This window comes from Mucilaginibacter sp. BGA-UO-ETr-C110 (genome assembly GCF_059567985.1).
This window is the reverse complement of sequence record NZ_JCAQPB010000002.1, coordinates 5,382,440-5,404,889: the sequence shown is the minus strand read 5'-3', so window position 1 is coordinate 5,404,889 and position 22,450 is coordinate 5,382,440. Positions and strand designations below refer to the sequence as shown.

Here is a 22,450-nt window from a genome sequence, read left to right as displayed (position 1 = left end):
CAACAGGGAGCCCCGTCGCGACCGGCGAACCAATTAAACCACGTACTATTTTGTTTGATAAAAAAGTACCCTGTCTATTACCTGTATAGCCCCGTTTAAGGCCAAAATGTTACTGGTGCGCACACTCACATACCCTACCGAGTTGGAAAAATCATTTAACCGCATGGTAAAGTTCTGATCGTTATTAACCCGCAGGGTCATGATCGATATGGGATTTAGCGGATCGTAATTTTGTGGTTGCAGCGTGTTGGCCACAACGTTTACAGGTGTTAAATTATTAAAGGAATATGCCCCCTGCACAATTAAATACAACAGGTAGTTTTTCACCTGCTCCTTGGGGTAATCGCTCCATTTGGTGGCCGGTTTGCCATTTACCAGGTATTTGCCCCAGTAACAATCGGCGGTGATCACCTTGTTTGATAAGCGGTACACAGCATCGTTATGCAGAAATATAAATGTACAATCGGTTTTAATATACAAATTGGTATCGATCCCCGAGTATTCGATAGCCTGGCGCATCAGCTTAAACACCGTATCTTTCCCGGCAAAGTTGTAGCTGCGCTCCTTAATATATTGCCAGGCGGTTTTGTTGATATGCGGATCAAGCACATAGGGGTGATAGTCGGCATTTTCCTGCAATTTTAATCCGGCCAGGTTACAGCCGGCCATACTTATTAAAAGGCCCATACATGCAAGCCATACAATTGCTTGTTTCATCGTTTTCATTTGATATAGATTAATAAGGTGGATTTTGAGTGAGTTTGGTATTGGCATTTAACACATCCTGATCAATGGGCCAGAATATTTTTCTGACGTCGCCAAAACCTGTTGCCGGGAATCCTTTTAAAATTTGTCTGAACTTGATCAATGGGTCCATCGTTGAAACGATGATGCCATTCCGTTGCAGATCGAACCAGCGTTTAGCTTCGCAAAATAATTCCAGCTGGCGCTCACGTAAAATGCCGTTCCCATTTACCGGATTGCCGTAAAGCATGTCATCGGCACTGGCAAAATCACTTGCCTGGTAGGCTGGTAAACCGGCACGGGTATGTACCATATTTAAATAAATAAGCGCGTTGACCAGGTCGCCGGTCCTGTTTAAAGCCTCGGCCCTTAGAAGGTATATATCAGCCAGGCGATATAAAGGGAATAACAGATTGGCCTGTGGCGAATTAGGATAGATCTGGTTACCGTTCTTATCAAGATTGGGCGCATAGTACTTCCATATTTTATCGTGGTTGCTCACTTTAAAATCAATGCTTTGAGCGCCCCTGATGTCGGCTGTTGTGGTTGTAAAATAAGTCCACAATGCGGGGTCGACAGCAAAATCACTATTGGTATCGCCAGCTCCTATTTCCTGCGAAGTTTTATTACCGCCATCAACCGTAAAATCCCAGTTCAAACTCCAGATATCTTCTTTGGAGTTTGTTGGGGATGTAAAGATATTTTTCCAGGTAGCGGTGGGTTCCAGGCTATAGCGTTTTAATGCCAGCAACTTATCACACCATAACAAGGCGTTGGTATAATCATGGTTATACATATAAACATCCATGAGCATAGCCGCTATCCCGCCGGAGTTCACGTTCCAGACAACTGATGCTGTTTTGTCAGAAAGGTCATAAGCCTTGAGCAGATCGGGCAGGATCTCGTTTTTCATAATATCTGCAGCCGGCGTTACTCCTTTGTATGGATCGGTGCTCAGGTCTTCATAAGGCACTGTCCATAGCGGTACATTGCCCCAAAGCCTGATCAGCCAAAAATAGCTGTAGGCCCGAATGCCGAGGGCCTGAGCCTGCAGATCGTTTGATGTAGCCGCATCAATTACAGAAATAGTTGGGATGTATTTTATGGCAAAGTTAGCCCGGCTTATGGTAGTATAAAGCAAGGTCCAGTCGGCGCCGTTTGTATTGGGTGTTAATACATTGATAGCCAAAGGCAGTCCATCGTTATAGGTTGGATGAAAAGTGAGGTTATCGCTCCGGCCATCACCCCAGTAAATAAACTGGCTGTTAAACATATCCTGAACACCATCATATATACCCGCAACACCTGCCTTGGCATCATCTGCGCTTTTCCAGAATTTATCGCTGCCCAACTGACTTTTAGGGGGCTGATCCAACAGCTTTTTACAGCCGGATACCGTGATCAGCAATATTAAAAAAGTAACACTTAATATTTTTTTCATGTCCTATGAATTAGAAATTAACATTTATACCAAAACCAACCTCGCGCCTGCGCGGATAGCGGCCATTATCATTTCCCGGGGTTAGGGCCGAGCTGGAAGAGAATTCAGGGTCATACCAGGTGTAATTTGTCCAGGTGAGCAGGTTTGCGCCGTATACATAAGCCCCTATGTTTTTGAGCTTATAGCGCGAAGCCAGGTTAGTCGGTAAATTATAGGTTAGCTTTGCATAACTCAGCCTGATAAACGAGGAGTTTTCCAGGAACCTGGTTTGCGTACCGGGGAAGTTCGCGGTGGAGTTTTTACGCCCCATGTAAGGGATGTCGGTAACATCGCCCTGCTTTTTCCACGAATTATAAGTAGTATTATTATCAGCCACAATACCCGATGTAGCCAGGTTATCCAATGTTTGCCGCGGACTGTCATAGATCTGACCGCCCCAGGTGGTGTTCAGCGTAAATGATAAGGTAAACTGTTTATAATTTATAGTATTGATGATAGACGCGTAGAATGATGGTTGCGCGTTACCCAATACCTGGCGGTCATTGGCATCAATAACACTGTCTTTTTTAACATTGTCAAATATCATGTCGCCGCCAAGCAGCAAAGCTCCGCCTGCGTACATATGGTGTACGGTACCTGAATAAGTTTGCCCGTTCAGCACATAACCTGATGCGGTTTTGCCATCAGCCGAAACACCTACCGGGGTTAGCCTGTTCCAGTTGCCGTCATAAGCGTTTGACGCGTCGTATTGGTAAACGCCCAATCCCTTATATCCATAAAAATCGCCGATTTTGCCGCCTTCCTGCACCAGGTAAGTAGCTCCTCCCGAAGTTGCCAGGAACGGCTGATGATTGTACAGGCTCTTGATCCGGTTGCGTTCAATGGTTAGGTTGGCTCCAATATTCCAGTTAAAGTTTTTGCTGGTAATTGGTGTGGCATTTACCGAAAGTTCAAATCCCTTATTGGTAACGTCGCCCACATTTACATATACATTGGTGAAACCTGTTTCAACCGGAATATTACGCTGATAAAGCAAGTTTTTGGTTGTCTTTTGGTAGTAATCGGCGGTTACATTCAACCTTGAATTGAAAAACTGAAGATCAAGTCCGATGCCTTTCTGGATATTACTCTCCCATTTCAATTGAGAGTTACCAAACTGGTTGCTTAATACCACACCGTTTACGGCATTATAAAAGGAAGAGCCAAAAGTATAGATCAGCAAATTAGAGTTGGATGGGATCCGGTCGTTACCTACTTCACCATAATTTACACGGAGCTTGGCATCATTCAGGAATTTTTTTGCCCAGCCCATAAATGGCTCATCGGTAAATCGCCAGGCTGCAGATGAGCCGTAGAAATCGCCATACTTGTTATCCTTACCAAACCTTGATGAACCATCTTTACGGTAAACTACATTGAACATGTAGCGGCTTTTATAATTATAGGTAGCCCGGGCGTAAAGCGACTCGCGGCTGGTTGATCCCGCATCGGTACCGGTATTGGTTTGATCTATAGTGCCATAAACATTCGAAGTGTAAATGGTTTCGTTGGCCGAATTTGAACCAGCTATTTTAAAACTGTTATTCTGCGTTTTCTCGGCACTTACACCCGCCACTGCCGTTATGGAGTGGTTGCCAAATGTTTTAGCCCAGTTTAAAAATCCCTGGTAGGCCCAGTTGGTATTAACCGCAAAACTTTCCCTGCCAGAGTTAACCAAAGGACTGGCGCTGCTTAATAGTTTAGGATCAAAAAACACATTGTGTGGTGTTGATAAGCCAAAATCGAAATTGTTGGTTAAGCGCAGATCCTTGGTGATCGTGTAATCTATCTGGTTAAACAGATCACCGGTATAAGTGTTGGTTTGGTTAATCTCGAGTAAGGCAACCGACAACTGGTTCCGCCGCCCACTAATGTAGCCGGTTAAAGTCCCATCCGGATAATATAAGGCTAAGTTTGATGGCCGCTGAAACGCCTGGTTAATGGTATTACCTTCGTTGATATTATTATTGGTATTGTACCCAAAGGACAAGCGGTTGCTGTATTTAAATCTTGGGGATACCTGGTAATCGAGATTAAATCGCGCCTGAAGCGTTTTTGCATAGCTGTTAACAATAAGGCCCTGGTCATTAATATATCGGATGCTGGAGTAGTATTGCAGGCTTTTTTCGCCCCCGCTTACACCAAAATCAAGAATGTCTCTTTTGGCGGTTTGGGTGATCACATCCTGATTATCATTGTCAGAGTTAAAGACAACGTTTAAGGAGTCATTAGTGGTGGTAGGTTTATCAGGACTGGCTCCATTATATAAATTCCGTTCAATACGCAGATCCCTTGAATTTGGCTGCTCCAGTTTGTGCGCCATTACGCCAAAAATGCGGGCATACTGGGCATTGATAAGCGGCTTGCCTGGTTTGCCGCGCTTAGTGGTGATCAGGATAACACCATTTGCTGCCTGCGAACCATAAATGGCAGCAGAAGCCGCATCTTTTAATACCTCTATCGACTGGATATCGTTGGGGTTTACGTTATCAGCACTTTGGCTTAAAATACCATCAATTACAAACAAGGGCGAATTGCCAGCGCTTGAAAAGGTTGATCCACCACGGATCTGGATAGAACCCGTTGCGCCGGGCTCGCCAGAGTCATTGATAACCAACACACCTGATGCCTGCGATTGCAAAGCATCTATCAGATTTATGGGGTGGCGTTCCTCGATCTGCTTGGCGGTTACTGTTGATATGGCTCCGGTCAGGTCGCGTTTGGCTACCGACTGACCGTATCCCGTTACAACAACCTCACTCAAATCGGTTGCCGATTCTTTTAAGGTTACATTGATGCTTTTCCGGTCACCAACTACTATTTCTGTTGAAACATAACCCACGGACGAGAACACCAATGTCGCGTTATTGTCAGGCACGTTAATCAGGTATTTACCATTCCCATCGGTCAAAACACCCACCTGCGTACCTTTTAATTTTACACTTACACCCGGCAATGGGCCTTTGGCATCACTCACTACACCAGAAATGGATATGGGTGCCGTTTGTTGTCTTTTATCGGTAATGATGACCAGGTTGTTGCTGTTCAGTTTGTAGGTAAGATCTGTTTGTGACAGCAACATTTCCATCACCTCAACAATGGTGGCGTTGCTCAGATCAACCTTGCCAATAAGCTTTGAATTCAAAGCATCATCATTATAAACAAAGCGATAGGTGCTTGCCTTTTCAACTTCGGCAAGTGCTTTTTTTATCGAAACGTTATGCAGGTTAATATTGATCTTATCCTGCCCGTAGCCTTTTGAAAAAACCTGAAAGGATGATATCACAATCAGGAGAAGGGTACACTTTGTCATGAGAAATATTTTTACAAGGCATTGCAACCGCATATTGCTTATGCGGCAAGCATTTTTTTTCATAATTTAGTCTTTAGGTTACTTTAATTATTGGTTTAAGACGACTGGTAATTTTGAGGGACCAACACTGCGGGGGATGCGTCAACATTCTCCGCTTTTTGGTTTTATTAGCATTTTTATGGGTCAAGTTTTATCATACGCATGTGGTTTAAGGTTAATATGCCGGTCAATAAATGACCACTTTATCGTTATCAATTAAAAAGTTGAAATTGCTGGTAGCCTTAAGCGCTTCCAGGGCTGTTGTCAATGATTCTTTGGTAAACTTTCCGCTAAACTTTTTTTGTTTCAGTTGGTCGTTTTTAAAGGAGATAGAAACGCTGTACCAGCGTTCCATTTTTTTGGCCACTTCGTCAAAACATTCGTCATCAAACACCAGCTTATTTTCAAGCCATTGAGCCTCTGATGGTAAAGAATCGTTTTTTGCCTTATGAAAGGTGCTTAAAGTAATAAGGGTATTATTTTCATTAGCATCATATTTTTCTTTGTTGGGGATGGTTAGTTTTTCGGAAGGTTTTAATATGATCTTATGATCGGGGTTTGATACCGGGGTGAGCTCTATCCTACCCCTGATCAGCGATGTTTCAGAAACAATATCATTTGCATATGATTTTACATTAAAAGCGGTACCCAATACCTTGATCTGCATGGTTGTGGTATTCACAATAAAGGGATGTTCACTATCCTTTACCACATCAAAAAAGGCTTCGCCGGTTAAGCGGATCTCCCTGTATTTATTGCCATAGTTTGTTCCGTAAAATATTTCGCTGCCGGCATTAAGCCATACTTTGGTGCCATCGGGCAATACTATTTTACTAATACCGCCCAGGGGAGCTGCGATCTGGTACGTTTTACCCATGTTATCCCCGGTAAAACTTCGCCAGCAAAAAAACGATAACAGCCCAAAGACCAAACAAGCTGCCGCGATGGATAGCCGGGCCGAACCAGGCCAGATGTTTCTTACTTTGGCTGAATAATCTGCTTTATCTTCCGGACCTTGAAAATTATCTGTTGTATGGTTATCTGTTTCGAGTTTATTTTCTAAACGGGCCCACTTTTCCTGTAGCTTGTGCGAAATAAAGCGAGGCGGTTGATCCGGGTTTTGCTGCCATAGGGCTTCCAATACCTGTATGGTGTAAGCATCTGCCCAAGGTTGGGCAAGCAATATATCCAGTTGCTGAAGCTCTTCGGGGCTAGCTTCATTATTCAATTTTTTTCCTAAAAGTATCCAAAGAGTTTCCTGGTCCATTGTTTTTAGCTTCAATAACAAGGACAGGGAAAAATGAAAACACCCCAGTGAAAAATTGAAATTAATTGGCAGATGCCTTTTTGAAGAACCTTTTATGATGATCGGGCGAAGCTGAAATTGCTGCCGCTATAGTTTTAAGGGCGTTGCCCATATGATATTCTACCGTTTTAGGCGATATATTCAGTATCTCTGCAACGCTCCGGTATTTCAAGTGGTCTTCCTTAACCAGTTTAAATACCATTTTACATTGTTCGGGTAAGCGTTGTATGGCACTATTAATAACTTTGGCCAATTCGGCTGTGATCAGGACGTCTTCAACAGAGCTATTGAGATCCTTCAATTCAAACTCAACCGATTCAATATCAACACATACGATACGATTTGCCTGATTATAGTTAAGCGACTGATTTTTTATAGCGACATACAAGTAAACTGTTAAATTATTCACTTCGCTTAATTTAATGCGGTTTGCCCACACCTTTACAAATACATCATCAACAATTTCTTCGGCTACTTCTGTTTGTTTTACAAAAGAGCTTGCCAGTTTCAATAGGCGCTCATAGTACAAAAAGTAGATCTTTTGAAATGCTGCAAGATCATTATCACGCGCTATTTTTAATAATAGCTCTTTAACATCAATATTTAACATGTATAATCAGGTTTGAACAGTTGCATTTATGGTGGAGAAATGCTGGTAATTGGTTAAACCTAATTTAGGGTTGAAAAAAGCCTCAGAAATAAACTATATTGACTAAATACTAACTCCAATTTACAAATTCATTAAGGATGGCCGCCTAACCACGATTCCGGAATGGTTTAGCTCCACTAAGTATGTACCGACATAAGCGGACATATCGGAACTATTTAATTCGGAAAATTAAGCCTGTGTTAAGTTTCGGTTATTGAATCTGTTTGGGCTTGATTATTCAGTTTTTCTCCAGTATTCAACGGGTTTCTTTGCGGAAAATCAAAAATCCGTAGTCCATGAAACACTCCTACTTCCTTAACAGGTTATTGTTGTTTTCTTCTTTAATCATCCTGTTTGCCTTTTCGTCTGTTGCGCAGACTATAAAAGGTAAAGTTGATGATTATAAAACCGGCGAGCCTCTGGCCGGCGCAACAGTACATTTAACACAACAAGGTGTAAACAAAATAGCTCCCGTAAACTTAAACGGAGCTTATATTTTTAAAAATGTACGTACAGGGCCTTATAAAATACAGGTAAATTATATTGGCTATAAATCTTCGCAGGTTTATGAGGGAAGCATTAACTCCACTGACGAAATAAAGGTCATCAATATTGATCTGCAGGATGCAAGTACACAGGTGGCCGAGGTTAAAATTACCGGCCAGGGTAATAAAGAAACAGATAGGGCAGCGCGGGGCATCGAGAAAAATGCCAGCATGATCCAAAATATTCTTTCGGCCAACACCATCAAGCTTTTACCCGATGTAACCGTGGCCAATGCTTTACAACGCGTAAGTGGGGTAAGCATACTGCGCTCGCCCAGCGGCGAAGGGCGCTATGCCATCATACGCGGTATGGAGCAACGCTATAACTCCACACTGGTAAACGGCATCAAGATCCCCAGCCCCGATCCCGCGTATCGTTTTGTGCCCATGGATATATTCCCATCAGAAATGCTTGACCGGTTGGAGGTAATTAAAGCCCTTACACCCAGTATGGAGGGTGATGCCATTGGTGGGGTCATGAATTTGGTCATGAAAAGTGCGCCTAACCAGTTTGTGCTTAGCGCTAATATATCTGGTGGTTTTTCAAGTTTATTCTCATCTAACAGACCATTCGTGGCGTTTGGCCCATCGCTTAACAGGCAATCGCCGGCAAGCATTAATGGTAATAGCTATGCGGCAACTTATAGTGATTTTAATAATAAAGCCATCACCAGTGATAAAAACATGTCGACCCCATTTAGTTCAACCGCAGGTTTAACCATTGGCGACCGTTTTCTGAATAATAAACTGGGCGTAATTGTTTCGGCCAGTTATCAGAACATTTACAGGGGTTCCAATTCTAAACGGTTAATACCTAATGCCCAACCAGATTTTCAGCCTTTACCAAACAGCCCTCAATTTTCCGATTCTTATGACCGTACCTATTCTACTCAAACACAGCGCTTAGGGATCCATAATAAAATTGACTACGTTATTAATGATAAAAACAAGATCTCCTTATACAACTTGTATATCCACCAAAACGAATACGAGTCGCGCCTGTCATCAGATACTTTGGGTTTAGGCTTAAACTCGACCGCTTTTAGCAAGCAGATCACACTATCAAACAGAAGCACCTTAACCCAGCAAACCATTTATAATTCCACGCTGCACGGCGAGCATTTATTTGGTGATGAATGGAAATTTAACTGGGATGGTGTTTATTCCAGGGCTACCCGCAATATGCCCGACAGAACTGAGTTCTCCTACGATGCCAATAAGGCCCTCAATAGCGCAGGCGCGGTAACTAATGAATATGATAATAATACCGTATTAACTCACCATTGGGAAAACAACAAAGATCAGGATATAAGCGGTTATGCCAACCTGATCTATACCCCTAAAATTGCCGGGAAGGTTGTTGAGTTTTCCACTGGAGGTTTATTCCGTCACAAAATAAGGGATGCCTATTACATGGAATATACTTTAAAAGGGGGCTCAACGCTGTATAACAATAATTTTAATTCCATTCCATTTACCATATCGTCACCTATTGATGGTACCGGTAATAGTAATACCAATTTATCAAACAATTATCATATAACCGAAAACGATAACGCGGAGTATCTGCAGGCTAAATTTGATCTGTTACCTAAACTACAGGTTTTAGGTGGCGTCCGGATCGAAAATACTAATCTCTCCTACCTTACCCAATCGCCTATTACCGTATCTGCCCGAAGCGCAAAATATATTTACACTGATGTTTTGCCAAGCGTTCACCTAAAATACGCGTTAACTGATGAGCAGAATATCCGGGCATCATACTTTGCATCCATCAGTCGCCCAGGCTTTGGTGAACAGGTGCCTTATCAAATAGACGGAGAGTACTATAAAGAGGAAGGAAACCCGAATTTAAAGCATATTACGGCTGATAATTATGATCTGAGATATGAGTTTTTCCCTGGTGGCTCAGATCAATTATTATTAGGTTCTTTCTATAAAAAGATCTATAACCCTATCGAATATTATGTAGTTCGTGGCTCTGGGCCAAGCGACCTGCTTATCCAACCGCAAAATGACCCGGGTAATGCTATCAATTACGGTTTTGAAGCACTGGCAACCAAGTTTTTTGGTGTGATTGGATTTTCTGCTAATTATACTTATACCCACTCCCGTGTTACTACACCTAAGCTCCTGTATGCTCCAACAGGTACTAATGGCCAGCCGATGAACAGCATTATAGATGAAACACGCCCGTTACAGGGTCAGGCCAATCATGTGGGCAACGCATCTGTATTATTTAAAAGCGCCAAACTGGGCTTAGATATGCAGCTGGCTTTTGTGTATACCGGCGAACGCCTTGCCCAGGTATCTGCATATGCCAATCTTGACTTTTACCAGCACGCTTATGGACAGTTAGATTTTTCTTTTGAAAAAACATTGTTTAAACACTTCTCTCTTTATGGCAAGGTCAATAACATTACCAATGCCGCCGCCAAGATATATCTGAAATATCCGCATGATAAAATCAAGTCGCAGTTGCAGGAGTTTTTGGGCAAACAAGATATAGCGGCACAAACTTTAGTGCAAAGCGATTACTACAAAACGCTATTTCTTGGAGGTTTCAGATATAAATTCTAACAACCCCTAAGCACCCATGAGTACTATAAACCAATCAATAACTATAACGATGAAAAAATATATAATCCCCATCATTTCCCTGATATTATTTGCATCAGTCTCCGGCTGTCAAAAATGGAAAGGCGAACATACCGAGATTTACAACTATACCCCGCCTGCAGCTAACCCGGTAAGTGATAAAGCCCCGCTTTCCTGCAGTGGCGGCAGTACGGTTAGTCCGGTAAAAGGCACTATGCTCAGCGGTAAAACTTACACCGTACAAGCAGGCTGCGACCTGGTTATTAATCCTTTAGATACCTTATTGATGCAACCCGGCGTAACTTTAAATATGGGCGCCGGCAGTAGCCTTATTGTGTTGGGTACTTTGGTTAGCAACGGTTCCAAAAATCAGCCTAACTGGATAACCATCCCCGGAATAACCAAAAATGATGCACCGGGTGGCGTTGCCCCCACTGCAGATCCTGCTTACTCCGGCAAATGGAAAGGTATTATTGGCGGCCCAACCTGCAACCTGATGGTATTACGCTGGACACATGTGGAATACGCAGGGCTAACCGAGGGCGACGCAACATCTAAGCTTGCCAGTGCAGGCTCCGGCAACCAATACAGTATTTTATTTGCCAACTATAAAGGGAGTTTTATCATGGAAGATTCCTGGTTGTACGGTGGCGTAGATGATCCTATCCGCATATCGGCAGGTAAAGTTGCTATTTTCCGCAGCACCTTTGAAAAGAACGGTGCCAATGGTGGTGATTGTTTAAATGCCAAAGGTGGTACAGTAGGCACTATGGCCTATAATCTTTTTTTAGGTACGGCTACTAACGGCCAAAAGGCGTCTAATAAAGGGCAGGCGATCGGCGCACCGCAAACTAACCTGGTGATGTATAATAACACTTTTGTAAGCGGGGGATACCGGCAACAACAAAGCGGTCGTGGTGGTTGTATCAATTATGAGGAAGGCGCTGCTGGTATGTATTACAATAACGTAGCTATCAACTGCCGGTTTGGGTACCGGGTAGTCGGCAATCCGGTTGCCGATGTGGCACATCTTTCTTACGGCAATAACTATCAATGGGCCGATTCATTAAGTGTGGCTAATCAATTTTATCCGGTTGGTTATATTACCCAGCCTCAAACTACCGATATTCCATCCATCACAACCTCAACAAAATATCTACCTGCTAATTACCAGTTAGGGTCTATTTATGATGGCAGCGATGTGGTTCAGAAAAACAATCCAGCGTTTTTGAATTTTCCCTTACCAACAACAGGTCATGCTCTTTCACAATATAGCGCCGTTGGAAATTTTAATTTCCATTTGCAGGCAAGTTCGCCACTAATTGGAAAAGGTAACACCAGTATAAAACCACTGATCGCGGTTCCACTGGATAAAATTTACGGACTCTCTGATCCTACCCCTCCGGGTGCTGATCTGGGCTGCTACCAGCTAAACGGTACAGGCAATCAACACTAATTTTAACTGCCGGGGATAGCTGAATTAGCTCAGCTATCCCTTTATAATCCCATCATCAAATGAAATTACTTATTAAAAGCAGTACCCTGCTGTTGGTTTGCGTATGGTTTATGGCATCAACCACTGCTGCTCAATCGCCTGACTTAAAGATCATATTCATACGCCATGCCGAAAAACCTGTAAAGGGTGATAACCTCACCTGCCAGGGAGTGAACAGATCCTTAAAGCTTCCGGCTGTTATCAAGGCTAAATTTGGAGTCCCCGCTTATCTTTTCGTACCTGCTATGGGTTTGGGAGAAGCTACCAAACATTCCCGGATGTTTCAAACTATTGTTCCCTTAGCAGCAAAGTATAACCTGACGATTAACAGCAGTCGACAAGAGAAGGATTCATTAGGAATGGCCGCGGATCTTAAAAGCAGGACCGGAACTACCCTGGTGGTTTGGGAACATAACAATATTGTGCCTATTGTAAGAGCCTTAGGCGTAAAAGAAGCTGACCTCAAATGGCCCGATGATGATTATGACAGTATTTGGGTGGTGACATTCAAAAACGGAATTGCCACTATTTCCTTTGATAAAGAAAATATACAGCCCTCCGCTGATTGCCGTTTTTAAATTTCCAGCTCTTTAGGGATCCCGCTTGCTCTTATCAACTTTTATTGATAAAGATTTTGCGTTCCCCCTCTTTTTTCTTTTTTGATAAAGATGGGTTATGTATCTTTATGTACCTTCCTTTTGTCACAGCATATATTATAAATCAATTATATCCTTAAAAACAGAAAAACATGTTAGAGAACCTACTTCAATTGGTGACACAAAATGCAGGAGATGCGATTACCAATAACCCTCAAATTCCGAATGAACACAACGAAGCCGCCGTACAGGACGCTTCCTCATCGATAATGGATGTATTAGGCAGCCACGCCTCATCGGGTGGAGGTGGCCTGTCGGGTGTTCTGGACCTGCTTAAAGGTGGTGGTGGCGATTTGACCAGTAATCCTATTGTGAGTCAAATTATACAACAATTTAGCGGTAAACTGCAAAATAATTATGGAGTTGACGGCGAGGCGGCCCAATCAACAGCAAGCAGCCTGATACCTCAGGTTTTAGGCCAACTGGCCAACAAAACAAATGATGCCGGCGATAGCTCTTTTAATATTCAAAGCATTTTAGGTTCATTAGGTGGGGCCGACGGGAAATTTGATATAAGCGATGCGCTTAATCTTTTTCACGGAGGCGGTGCTGACAATGCAGAAGGAAGCGGCGGCGGTATATTAGGAAAGCTGACCGGTTTATTTGGCGGTTCTAAATAAGTTAAACGCCAGATCTGTCTTACAAATAGAAAATAACAAAAAAGCCTTGGTTGTTTTTAACAATCAAGGCTTTTCTCTTCGTCGGGATGGCGGGATTCGAACCCACGACCTCCAGCACCCCATGCTGGCGCGATACCGGGCTACGCTACATCCCGAAATAGTTGGAAAGGCAAATATAATAAGTAGACACTTATCTCAAAATGATTTGCAGAAAAGTTGCGCTAACTCCATAAGCATGACTTCATTTACAAGGACTTATTATCCCCTAAAAAGCTTATTTTTAGTTTTAATTATAAACCCTTAAAATTATCGGAATGCTTACTCATCGTATACCGCCACCAGTGCAGATTACCGGGAGATTATGGTCGGGATCATGCAAAAAGTTGTTGTTTGCCGTAGTTTTATGCTTTTTGTTTTTCGGCAGCACTCTTCACGCTCAAAAAATAAGCTCATTCCCCATCAGCACACCCGAGGCAGAAGGCGTTTCAGCAGCGGGGATCGATAGTTTTCTGAACGTGGCGGCACAAAGTAAACATGAGTTTCATAGTTTTATGTTTTTGCGGCATGGTAAAGTAATAGCACAGGGCTGGTGGAACCCCTATCAGTCAACGCTAAGGCATAGCCTGTACAGTTGCAGCAAAAGCTTTACTTCTACAGCCATTGGCTTTGCCGTTAGTGAAAAACGCTTGTCGGTAAATGATAAAGTAGTCTCTTTTTTCCCTGGCGGTTTGCCGGATACCATAAAGCCCTACCTTGCAGCACTTACCGTAAAAGATCTTTTAACCATGAGTGTTGGCCAGGCTGTTGATCCTACTTTTGCTGTTGCATCCAAAGAGGACAATTGGATAAAAGCTTTCCTGGCATTGCCTATAGCGCATAAACCCGGCAGTCAGTTTTTGTACAATTCAATGGCTACATTTATGCTATCGGCCATTGTACAAAAAGTAACCGGGCAAAAAGAAGTTGATTACCTTAAACCTCGTCTCTTTGATCCATTGGGAATAAAGGATATGGACTGGGAAATTAATAAGCAAGGTATTAACACCGGTGGCTGGGGCTTGCGTGTAAAAACCGAAGATCTGGCTAAACTGGGGCAGTTTTACCTGCAAAAAGGTGTATGGAAGGGAAAACAATTATTGCCTAAAGAATGGATCGAAGAAGCTACTACCTTTAAAATTGACCAGGCGCCAGGCATTGCCCAAAGTAAAAAAGACTCTAGCGACTGGATGCAGGGTTACTGTTATCAGTTTTGGCGTTGCCGCCATAACGCATTCAGGGCCGACGGAGCTTTCGGACAGTACATTATTGTGATGCCCGATCAGGATGCTGTAATCGCGATCACTTCGGAAACAAGCGACATGCAGGGGGAACTTAACCTGATATGGAAATATTTACTGCCGGCCATGCACCCAAAAGCATTGCCACTTAACAAGGCTAATGATGTTAAGCTCGAAAAACATTTAGCAGCTTTAAGTTTACCACCGGCGGCTAATACCAGCAACCATACAAACAGCACCTTCACCAAAACATTTTCTATTCAGCCAAATGCACTGCATATCAGTTCAATTGCTTTTAACATAACCAATAATGTTTGCCATGTGACCCTGAAAAAGGATTCGGCCAGTTATGCGCTTAATTTTGAAACCGGCAAATGGTTGCCGGGCAAAACGGATATGCAGGGCCCTGGATTGGTTACCGGAGCCAGGGAAGATTTTTCATTATTGGTACCTTACAAAGTGGAGGGCAGTTATGGCTGGAATGACGATCAGACATTGCAATTAAAACTACGCTATATTGAAAGCCCGCATACGGAAACCATCACTTGCCATTTCAACGACCAGCAATTAAATGCCGATGTGGAGTATAGCTTTAACTATGGACAAAATAAGTTAGTGTTACACGGAGAATTGGTTAAATAAAATTGCGTTACCTCCGGATTGAAAAGTGTTTTAAAAAATAAACGCGCCGGGGCAAGGCCCTGGCGCGTTTTCCATATCGCAATTATAATATTATCGCTTAGCTATCTTATATAGTTTACCACCATCAGTTGCGGCGTAAATAGCACCGTCTTTACCGGTAGCCATGCAGCGCCAGCGTTCGTTTTTATCAGCCAGCAAACGTTCTTCGCCTACTACTTTGTCATTTTTAATTACCAGGCGAATGATGTGTTGCCCGCTCAGTGCTCCTACAAACAGGTTGTTTTTCCACTCGGCAATATTACCGGTATAAAACATCATGCAGCCGGGCGAAATAACCGGATCCCAATAGTAAACCGGTTGTATCGTTCCTTTTTTTTGCTGAATGCCATCGTAGACTTTTTGTCCGCTATATTCGATGCCATAGGTAACGTATGGCCAGCCATAATTACCACCGGGTTTGATCAAATTGATCTCGTCTCCTCCACGGGGACCAAACTCTGCCTCCCAAAGGCCACCAGTAACCGGGTCTATGGAAAAACCATCCGGGTTACGAAAACCCAGGGCATATATTTCGGGTTTAGCATCAGCTTTGCCAATAAACGGGTTACCAGCAACCGGTTTACCTTCTTTGGTGATATGAATGATCTTACCTGTGGTGGCGCTTAGGTCCTGCGCCTTCACGCGTATATCATCGGCCATCCGATCGCCGGTACTTACAAAAATATTTCCCTGTTTATCAAACAATAAACGCGAGCCAAACTGGCCGGCGCCTTTGTACCGTGGTGTAGCTTCAAATATCACCTTCACATTTTCAAGTTTGGTTTCATCGGCCGATAATTTACCTTTAGCTACCGCCAGAGTAGCTCCATCACCCGGCTGGGCATAGGTCCAGTAAACCATGCGGTTTTTTATAAAATCCGGGTCGATGTTTACATCAAGCAAACCTCCCTGACCGGCAAATTGTACCTCGGGGAAACCGGTGATGGTTTTATCGATTTTACCATCGGTCTTTACTATCTGCATAGTTCCAGGTTTACTACTGATCAACAAGCGACCATCGGGTAAAACATGGATGCCCCATGGGCCCTTTAATTCGGTGCTGATTATTGTAACCGTGTACGGGGTTTTAGTTTTAACGCTTCCAATGCGCGTTTGTCCGGCAAAGGCTGGTTTGTAATTACTATTGGCTTTATTTTTTTCTACCGGCTCGCCGGTTTGTGCAATAGCGGTTGTGGCTACACATAACAAAAGGGTGCCTAAAATTAATGGCGTATGAAATTTTGAAAACATAATACGATTTTGGGTTAATGCAAAGTAAGTTACAACGTTATTGGCAAGATGTTTAATTACAACAGGTTTTTTACAGTTAATAATTGTTCAAAACAACACAAAAGCCTACAAAAATTTATTTTGTAGGCTTTTGTCATTCTTGGTATCGCTTTCGTCGGGATGGCAGGATTCGAACCTGCGGCCTCCACATCCCAAATGTGGCGCGATACCGGGCTACGCTACATCCCGAATGATTGGGGTGCAAATATATACTATGATTTTTAAATCCAAAATCTATAATAACCTTATTCTGGTTTTATTCCGCTGTTGTTGGGTCTATGATCCTTGATATCTCACTGATTGAATTTGCAGGAAAGCCGCCCTGGCTGGCATGTTCCCTGATCATCTCCTCATTGGGTGCTATATAAACACAATATATCTTATCGGTAGTAACATAGCTATTAACCCACTGTATTTGCGGTCCCATTTTACTTAATACCCCACAAGAAGTTTGCGAAATGGCTTTTAATTGTTCATCTGAAAGACTTCCAGCTCCTGGAATTTCTCTTTCAATAACATACTTTGGCATATGGTTTTAATTGATTTTTTGTTTAAGTAATTTACAAACTTTAATAACAATTACAATGCTGATAATTAAGCAGATACATTCATATTTATTATTGGGTTATGATTTAACACATATCAAACAATATAAACACAAAATCAAATGCCTTGCGGCTTGGAACAAGGCAGTACTTTACAAAAGGGCCTCATTCTTAGGCAGTCGCTCGAATTTAAATTATTCATATTGTTTATTATCCCTTCTGGTACTAACTTAATTGTGGTATTATATATATTGTTCTTTTTTTTCGTTTAATATTGTGTTTGGGAATTTTAGCAACGGTATATGAATTCTGCTGAAAATTATGAAGTACTCATCGATAAGATCAACATCTTTATCCGGAAGTACTATTTCAATAATTTTTTGCGTGGTCTGATATTCCTGGGCGCCGGTCTGTTTACCGCCTATGTAGTCATTACCCTGAGCGAATATTTTGGCAATTTTAATGTCGTTTTCCGCAGCATCTTGTTTTATTTTTTTATCCTGCTCAACATTGGCCTGGTGTGCTGGCTCATTTTACCGCCATTCCTGTCATGGCTCAAATTAGGCCATTCATTAACTCATGACCAAGCGGCCGAAATCATCGGTAAACACTTTCATGATGTTAATGACAAGTTGTTAAACACCCTGCAACTTAAAAAACTGGCTGCTGCCGACGAAAAACACCGTGCCCTTATTGAAGCCAGTATTGATCAAAAGATCGAGGCCCTAAAACCGGTCAGCTTTCCATCGGCCATCAATATCCGCGAAAATAGTAAATACTTAAAATGGGTATTGGCTCCGGCAGCGGTGATCATTGTGCTCGCTTTTGCCGCTCCATCTATACTTACAGAAAGCACCAAACGACTCATCAGACATAATGAATACTTTGCCCCGATAGCCCCCTTTCGTTTTAACGTCCTGAACAAAACCCTGTCCGTAGTACAGGGCGATGACCTTAAACTTGATCTTAAACTAGACGGTGACAGGCTACCTGCCGATGTTTATATAGAAACAGCTAACAATACTTTTAAGGTCGATAAAGAAAATATCAGCAAGTTTCATTACCTGTTCAGCAATCTGCAACAAAATACAAAGTTCCGGCTGTTGGGAAATGGTTTCGCTTCGGCCCCTTATGAGATACGGGTAAACCAGAAACCGGCCCTGCTGCATTTTGATGTGGAATTGAACTATCCCGCCTATTTGCATAAAAAAAACGAGAAACTGCTGAATGCCGGCGATCTGGTGATTCCGGAAGGCACTGTGGTTAATTGGCTCCTACACACTCAACATGCTTCGGGATTGCAGTTTTATTTAAATGGACTTAAACATAACGCCAAATCAATGGGAGCCGATCTGTTTGAGTATAACGAAAAGATCTTTAAAAGCGCCATTTATAAACTTAATCCTATAAATCCGCTGGTTAATCACAGCGACTCTTCTGCTTATCATATCAATGTAATTACTGACGAACCTCCGGCTATTACCGTGCAGGAAAAATCTGATTCGGTAAGCATTAACGCCTTATATTTCAATGGAAAGATCCAGGATGATCATGGTTTTTCATCACTGAGCTTCCATTATAGTGTACAATCGGCTAATAATAAGGGGCCTCAAAAAACGTTTATCAAACGAATTGATGCTGCGATGAACCAAACACAGTCAGACTTCTTTTATTTCTGGAATTTGAAAGAGTTGGGTATAGCGCCGGGGGCTCGTGTAAGTTACTTTTTTGAGGTTACCGATAACGATGGTGTAAACGGACCTAAAAGGGCCCGCACCGCCGAACGCACGCTTAACCTGCCCGATGCCAAAGCTATTAATGAGCAATTGAATGCCGGCACCCAGGCGGTAAAGCAAAAAATGGAGTCGGCTATAAAATTAGCCGGTCAGGTTGAGCATGATTCACAAAAACTCAATCAATTACTGCTGAATAAAAACACGTTATCCTTTGATGAAAAAAAACAGGTAGAAGATCTGTTGCAAAAACGCCGCGACCTGGAAGATTTGGTGAAAGAAATAAAGGACGAAAACAAAAAAAACCTGTATAACCGGAAAGAAACCCAGCAGCAGAACGAAGAGCTATTGGCGAAGCAAAAACAAATTGAAGATCTGTTTAATAATGTGCTTGATCAAAAAACAAAAGAACTACTGCAAAACCTGCAAAAGCTTTTAGATCAGGAACAAAAAGATGCTACCCGCGATGAGTTGTCAAAAATGCAGATGGATAATAAATCGCTCAAAAAAGAGCTTGATCGCATGCTGGAGCTTTACAAAAAGCTGGAGTTTGATCAAAAGCTGAATCAAAGCGTTGATCAGTTGAATAAACTGGCCAATAAGGAGCAACAGCTATCTGACAAAACCAAACAACAGGGTGCTGATCAAAAGGCATTGCAGCAGGAGCAGGAAAACCTGAAAAAGGATTTTCAGGACATTAAAAAGGGGCTGGAAGATCTGCAAAAAACCAACGAACAAGCCGACCACAAACAGGATTTTCAGAACCCTGAAAAAGAAACACAAAGCATTGACCAGCAAATGGATCAAAGCGCCGGCGAGTTACAAAAAAACAATAAAGATGGCGCGTCGAAATCACAAAAACAAGCCGCCAAACAAATGCAGCAGTTAGCAAGCAAGCTGTCACAGGATAATGAGGAGGGTGAAAGCAAAGAAAACGCCATTGATGCCCAGCAGTTGCGCGAGTTGTTAAAAAACCTGGTGAACAGTTCTTTTGATCAGGAAAAGGTGATGCAAACTTTAAAAAGCACCAACCCTACCGACCCCTCTTATATTACGCTCTCTCAAAAACAAAAAGACATTAAAGATAACCTGAAAACAGCCGAGGATAGCCTTTATGCCATCAGCAGGCGCATCCCGCAAATACAATCGACCGTAAACCAGGAGATCAGTGGCATTAACAATCATATTGATCAGGCCCTTGACAACCTGGGCGACCGCCGCACGGCCGAAGCCAACCGTCATCAGCAATACGCCATGACGGCGATGAATAATCTGGCCCTGATGCTGAGCGAAGCGCTGGAGCAGCTGCAAAAACAGATGAATAAAGGCGGAAAAGGAAAGGGTAAAAAGCAATCTGTATCGCAACTGGCAAAAATGCAGGAACAATTGAATCAAAACATGCAAAAGGCCCGCGAACAGATGCAGCAACAAGGCAACCAGGGTAAAAGCCAGCAGGGAAATAAAGGCAATATGAGCGAGCAATTAGCCCGGATGGCTCGCCAGCAGCAAATGATAAGGGAATCCCTTGAACAGATAAACCGGGATGAGAACAAGGACGGAAAAAGTGGTTTAGGAAATTTAGATAAAATTTCTAAAGAAATGGAACAAACTGAGCATGATCTCGTAAACAGGAAGATTACAGATGAAGCGTTAAAAAGACAGGAGCAAATCCGGAGCCGGTTATTGGAGGCTGAAAAGGCGGAGCAGGAACGTGAGCAGGATCAGCAAAGAGAAAGCCATGCCGGTAAGGATATACCACCTGGTTATATAAAAGCACTGCAGGGATACCAGCAACAAAAGAGCAAACAAACGGAACAAATAAAAACTGTGTCTCCGGCACTTAATTTGTATTATAAACAAAAAATAAAATCTTACTTTGATCAACTTAATGCCAAATAATATGGAACAGGCAAATGTTCATACCAGCAGCGAATTGTTTACGTTACAGCTACCGTCAAAAACGGAAAGCATAGCGCAGCTTGAGCAGCTGATTGAAGAAATTGCTGATAAGTATCATGTAGCCGAAGATACCTTCGCTAATATGATGACCTGCCTTAACGAAGCCGCTATAAATGCCATTATTCATGGTAATAAACTCGACGAAACAAAAAAAGTAATTATAAACGCCGAGGTGGAACCCAAGCGCATTGTATGGACCGTTACCGACGAGGGTCCGGGTTTTGATTATTCAAACCTTGCCGACCCAACCGCTCCAGAAAACCTGGAGAATTTAACCGGGCGGGGCGTTTTTATAATCAAGCATCTGGCCGATCAGTGCATTTTTAATGCGTCGGGCAATACTATTGAACTACATTTTAAAATATAATGCCCGCTATTCAGTTTTTTGAAGAAGACATCAGTTATAAACTAAAAAACAAAGCCCTTGTGCGTCAATGGATCAAAGATACCATCACCGCCGAGGGTTTTAAATTAAAAGAGCTTACCTACGTTTTTTGTTCAGACGCGTATTTGCTACCCATGAACCAGCAATACCTTGATCATGACACCTATACCGACATTATTACCTTTGATAATTCGGAGGTTGAGGGCGGCATCGTAGGGGACATTTTTATTTCGGTTGAGCGCATACGTGAAAACGCGGCCAAATTTAACATCACCGAAACGGATGAGCTGCACCGTGTAATTATCCATGGCGTTTTACATCTGTTGGGCTACACAGATAAAACTGTTGTTACAAAGAAGAAAATGACACAAAAAGAAGATGAGTATTTGAATAAAAGAACTTTTTAATAGTTAATTTTACTCAACAAAATTTGTTTCAACATCAATTATAAAAAACCATGAAATTACTTGCTTTAATATTCGCTTTCCTTTTTATTACAGCGCCCTCATCCGTGTATGAGTTTAAGCTGAAAAGTATTGACGGTAAAGATTTTACACTGGCCAAATACAAAGGCAAAAAAGTGCTTATTGTAAATACGGCTTCTAAATGCGGTTTTACCAAGCAATATACGGATCTGGAGAAACTCTCTGAACAATACAAAGGCAAATTGGTGGTTGTGGGTTTCCCGGCTAATAACTTTGGTGGTCAGGAACCTGGTACCAATCAGGATATCAAAACCTTTTGCAAAGAAAACTTCTCGGTAACCTTCCCTATGAGCGGAAAAGTTAGCGTATTGGGTCTGGATATTGATCCATTGTTTCAATACTTGACTACAGCACCAAACCCTGATTTTACAGGTGATATCAAATGGAACTTTGAAAAATTCCTGATTGATGAAAATGGTAAACTGATACATCGGTTCAGGTCGCAAACCACACCATTATCACCAGATATTACTAAATATTTGAACTAAGATATTGCTTTTAAAAAAGCAAAAGAGGCTGTATCATGAATCATGATACAGCCTCTTTTTTCTTTGACCTATCCGGATATTCAATCACGAATTGATGTATAGCCTTGGGTTGGATTGACTCCATTAACAAAAATTGGGTTTACATGGTTTACACTTTTTATG

General features: G+C 42.3%; 16 protein-coding genes and 2 tRNA genes. 9 read left to right on the top strand and 9 right to left on the bottom strand.

Annotation, left to right across the window (positions count from 1 at the left end; all coding sequences use genetic code 11):
- Positions 1-45 precede the first annotated feature (45 nt).
- From AC57BQ_RS23250 to AC57BQ_RS23230, 5 genes are all read right to left on the bottom strand, one after another.
- Complete coding sequence (locus tag AC57BQ_RS23250) at positions 46-717, bottom strand: fasciclin domain-containing protein (RefSeq protein ID WP_496408530.1); 672 nt, start codon at positions 715-717, stop codon at positions 46-48.
- A 19-nt stretch (positions 718-736) separates the two neighbouring features.
- The gene (locus AC57BQ_RS23245; RefSeq protein ID WP_496408529.1) at positions 737-2,185 is read right to left on the bottom strand and encodes a RagB/SusD family nutrient uptake outer membrane protein; all 1,449 of its coding nucleotides are present in this window, start codon (positions 2,183-2,185) and stop codon (positions 737-739) included.
- Between the two features lie 10 nt (positions 2,186-2,195).
- A complete protein-coding gene (locus AC57BQ_RS23240) occupies positions 2,196-5,537 on the bottom strand; it encodes a SusC/RagA family TonB-linked outer membrane protein (RefSeq protein WP_496408528.1) in 3,342 nt (1,113 codons plus the stop codon).
- Positions 5,538-5,763: 226 nt separating this feature from the next.
- Positions 5,764-6,843 (bottom strand): FecR family protein, encoded by a 1,080-nt coding sequence (locus AC57BQ_RS23235; protein ID WP_496408527.1) that lies wholly within the window; start codon positions 6,841-6,843, stop codon positions 5,764-5,766.
- Positions 6,844-6,904: 61 nt separating this feature from the next.
- Positions 6,905-7,492 carry an RNA polymerase sigma-70 factor gene (locus AC57BQ_RS23230; RefSeq protein ID WP_496408526.1) on the bottom strand — a complete coding sequence of 196 codons (588 nt, stop codon included), beginning with the start codon at positions 7,490-7,492 and terminating at the stop codon, positions 6,905-6,907.
- Between the two features lie 335 nt (positions 7,493-7,827).
- Between AC57BQ_RS23230 and AC57BQ_RS23225 the strand changes: the two genes are divergently transcribed.
- The 4 genes from AC57BQ_RS23225 to AC57BQ_RS23210 all read left to right on the top strand — a co-directional run bounded on the left by AC57BQ_RS23225 (position 7,828) and on the right by AC57BQ_RS23210 (position 13,445).
- Entirely contained in the window at positions 7,828-10,656 is a 2,829-nt protein-coding gene (locus AC57BQ_RS23225; protein WP_496408525.1) for a TonB-dependent receptor, read from the top strand.
- A gap of 49 nt (positions 10,657-10,705) precedes the next feature.
- On the top strand, positions 10,706-12,130 hold the full coding sequence (locus AC57BQ_RS23220) for a hypothetical protein (protein WP_496408524.1): 1,425 nt from the start codon (positions 10,706-10,708) through the stop codon (positions 12,128-12,130).
- 59 nt (positions 12,131-12,189) lie between these two features.
- Positions 12,190-12,747 (top strand): histidine phosphatase family protein, encoded by a 558-nt coding sequence (locus AC57BQ_RS23215; protein WP_496408523.1) that lies wholly within the window; start codon positions 12,190-12,192, stop codon positions 12,745-12,747.
- 170 nt (positions 12,748-12,917) lie between these two features.
- Entirely contained in the window at positions 12,918-13,445 is a 528-nt protein-coding gene (locus AC57BQ_RS23210) for a hypothetical protein (protein WP_496408522.1), read from the top strand.
- An 81-nt stretch (positions 13,446-13,526) separates the two neighbouring features.
- Here AC57BQ_RS23210 and AC57BQ_RS23205 read toward each other — a convergent pair.
- A tRNA-Pro gene (locus tag AC57BQ_RS23205) sits at positions 13,527-13,600 on the bottom strand.
- 159 nt (positions 13,601-13,759) lie between these two features.
- Between AC57BQ_RS23205 and AC57BQ_RS23200 the strand changes: the two genes are divergently transcribed.
- Positions 13,760-15,364 carry a serine hydrolase domain-containing protein gene (locus tag AC57BQ_RS23200; protein ID WP_496408521.1) on the top strand — a complete coding sequence of 535 codons (1,605 nt, stop codon included), beginning with the start codon at positions 13,760-13,762 and terminating at the stop codon, positions 15,362-15,364.
- 90 nt (positions 15,365-15,454) lie between these two features.
- On the opposite strand, the gene AC57BQ_RS23195 is transcribed toward AC57BQ_RS23200, so the two are convergent.
- From AC57BQ_RS23195 to AC57BQ_RS23185, 3 genes are all read right to left on the bottom strand, one after another.
- Positions 15,455-16,654, bottom strand: coding sequence for a PQQ-dependent sugar dehydrogenase (locus tag AC57BQ_RS23195; RefSeq protein ID WP_496408520.1), 1,200 nt, complete (start codon positions 16,652-16,654; stop codon positions 15,455-15,457).
- 154 nt (positions 16,655-16,808) lie between these two features.
- Positions 16,809-16,882 (bottom strand) — tRNA-Pro (locus tag AC57BQ_RS23190).
- Positions 16,883-16,949: 67 nt separating this feature from the next.
- Positions 16,950-17,222, bottom strand: a complete 273-nt coding sequence (locus tag AC57BQ_RS23185) for a DUF4242 domain-containing protein (protein WP_090473730.1) — start codon at positions 17,220-17,222, stop codon at positions 16,950-16,952.
- A gap of 318 nt (positions 17,223-17,540) precedes the next feature.
- On the opposite strand from AC57BQ_RS23185, the gene AC57BQ_RS23180 reads away from it, so the two are divergent.
- The 4 genes from AC57BQ_RS23180 to AC57BQ_RS23165 are packed head-to-tail and all read left to right on the top strand — an operon-like array spanning position 17,541 to position 22,288.
- Positions 17,541-20,870, top strand: coding sequence for a DUF4175 family protein (locus AC57BQ_RS23180; RefSeq protein ID WP_496408519.1), 3,330 nt, complete (start codon positions 17,541-17,543; stop codon positions 20,868-20,870).
- 1 nt (position 20,871) lies between these two features.
- Entirely contained in the window at positions 20,872-21,297 is a 426-nt protein-coding gene (locus tag AC57BQ_RS23175; protein ID WP_496408518.1) for an ATP-binding protein, read from the top strand.
- Positions 21,297-21,722: an rRNA maturation RNase YbeY gene (ybeY, locus tag AC57BQ_RS23170; protein WP_496408517.1), complete on the top strand. Its 426-nt coding sequence runs from the start codon at positions 21,297-21,299 to the stop codon at positions 21,720-21,722. Before AC57BQ_RS23175 ends, ybeY begins: the two co-directional genes overlap by 1 nt.
- A 50-nt stretch (positions 21,723-21,772) precedes the next feature.
- Positions 21,773-22,288 carry a glutathione peroxidase gene (locus AC57BQ_RS23165; protein ID WP_090473726.1) on the top strand — a complete coding sequence of 172 codons (516 nt, stop codon included), beginning with the start codon at positions 21,773-21,775 and terminating at the stop codon, positions 22,286-22,288.
- Positions 22,289-22,450: the final 162 nt, after the last annotated feature.

Excerpts from the sequence above, each read along its gene's own strand:
- AC57BQ_RS23245 (WP_496408529.1), bottom strand. The coding sequence starts at position 2,185 with ATGAAAAAAATATTAAGTGTTACTTTTTTAATATTGCTGATCACGGTA.
- AC57BQ_RS23240 (WP_496408528.1), bottom strand. The coding sequence starts at position 5,537 with ATGACAAAGTGTACCCTTCTCCTGATTGTGATATCATCCTTTCAGGTT.
- AC57BQ_RS23195 (WP_496408520.1), bottom strand. The coding sequence starts at position 16,654 with ATGTTTTCAAAATTTCATACGCCATTAATTTTAGGCACCCTTTTGTTA.
- AC57BQ_RS23215 (WP_496408523.1), top strand. The coding sequence starts at position 12,190 with ATGAAATTACTTATTAAAAGCAGTACCCTGCTGTTGGTTTGCGTATGG.
- AC57BQ_RS23235 (WP_496408527.1), bottom strand. The coding sequence starts at position 6,843 with ATGGACCAGGAAACTCTTTGGATACTTTTAGGAAAAAAATTGAATAAT.
- AC57BQ_RS23250 (WP_496408530.1), bottom strand. The coding sequence starts at position 717 with ATGAAACAAGCAATTGTATGGCTTGCATGTATGGGCCTTTTAATAAGT.
- AC57BQ_RS23225 (WP_496408525.1), top strand. The coding sequence starts at position 7,828 with ATGAAACACTCCTACTTCCTTAACAGGTTATTGTTGTTTTCTTCTTTA.
- AC57BQ_RS23210 (WP_496408522.1), top strand. The coding sequence starts at position 12,918 with ATGTTAGAGAACCTACTTCAATTGGTGACACAAAATGCAGGAGATGCG.
- AC57BQ_RS23165 (WP_090473726.1), top strand. The coding sequence starts at position 21,773 with ATGAAATTACTTGCTTTAATATTCGCTTTCCTTTTTATTACAGCGCCC.
- AC57BQ_RS23185 (WP_090473730.1), bottom strand. The coding sequence starts at position 17,222 with ATGCCAAAGTATGTTATTGAAAGAGAAATTCCAGGAGCTGGAAGTCTT.
- ybeY (WP_496408517.1), top strand. The coding sequence starts at position 21,297 with ATGCCCGCTATTCAGTTTTTTGAAGAAGACATCAGTTATAAACTAAAA.
- AC57BQ_RS23200 (WP_496408521.1), top strand. The coding sequence starts at position 13,760 with ATGCTTACTCATCGTATACCGCCACCAGTGCAGATTACCGGGAGATTA.
- AC57BQ_RS23175 (WP_496408518.1), top strand. The coding sequence starts at position 20,872 with ATGGAACAGGCAAATGTTCATACCAGCAGCGAATTGTTTACGTTACAG.
- AC57BQ_RS23180 (WP_496408519.1), top strand. The coding sequence starts at position 17,541 with ATGAATTCTGCTGAAAATTATGAAGTACTCATCGATAAGATCAACATC.
- AC57BQ_RS23230 (WP_496408526.1), bottom strand. The coding sequence starts at position 7,492 with ATGTTAAATATTGATGTTAAAGAGCTATTATTAAAAATAGCGCGTGAT.
- AC57BQ_RS23220 (WP_496408524.1), top strand. The coding sequence starts at position 10,706 with ATGAAAAAATATATAATCCCCATCATTTCCCTGATATTATTTGCATCA.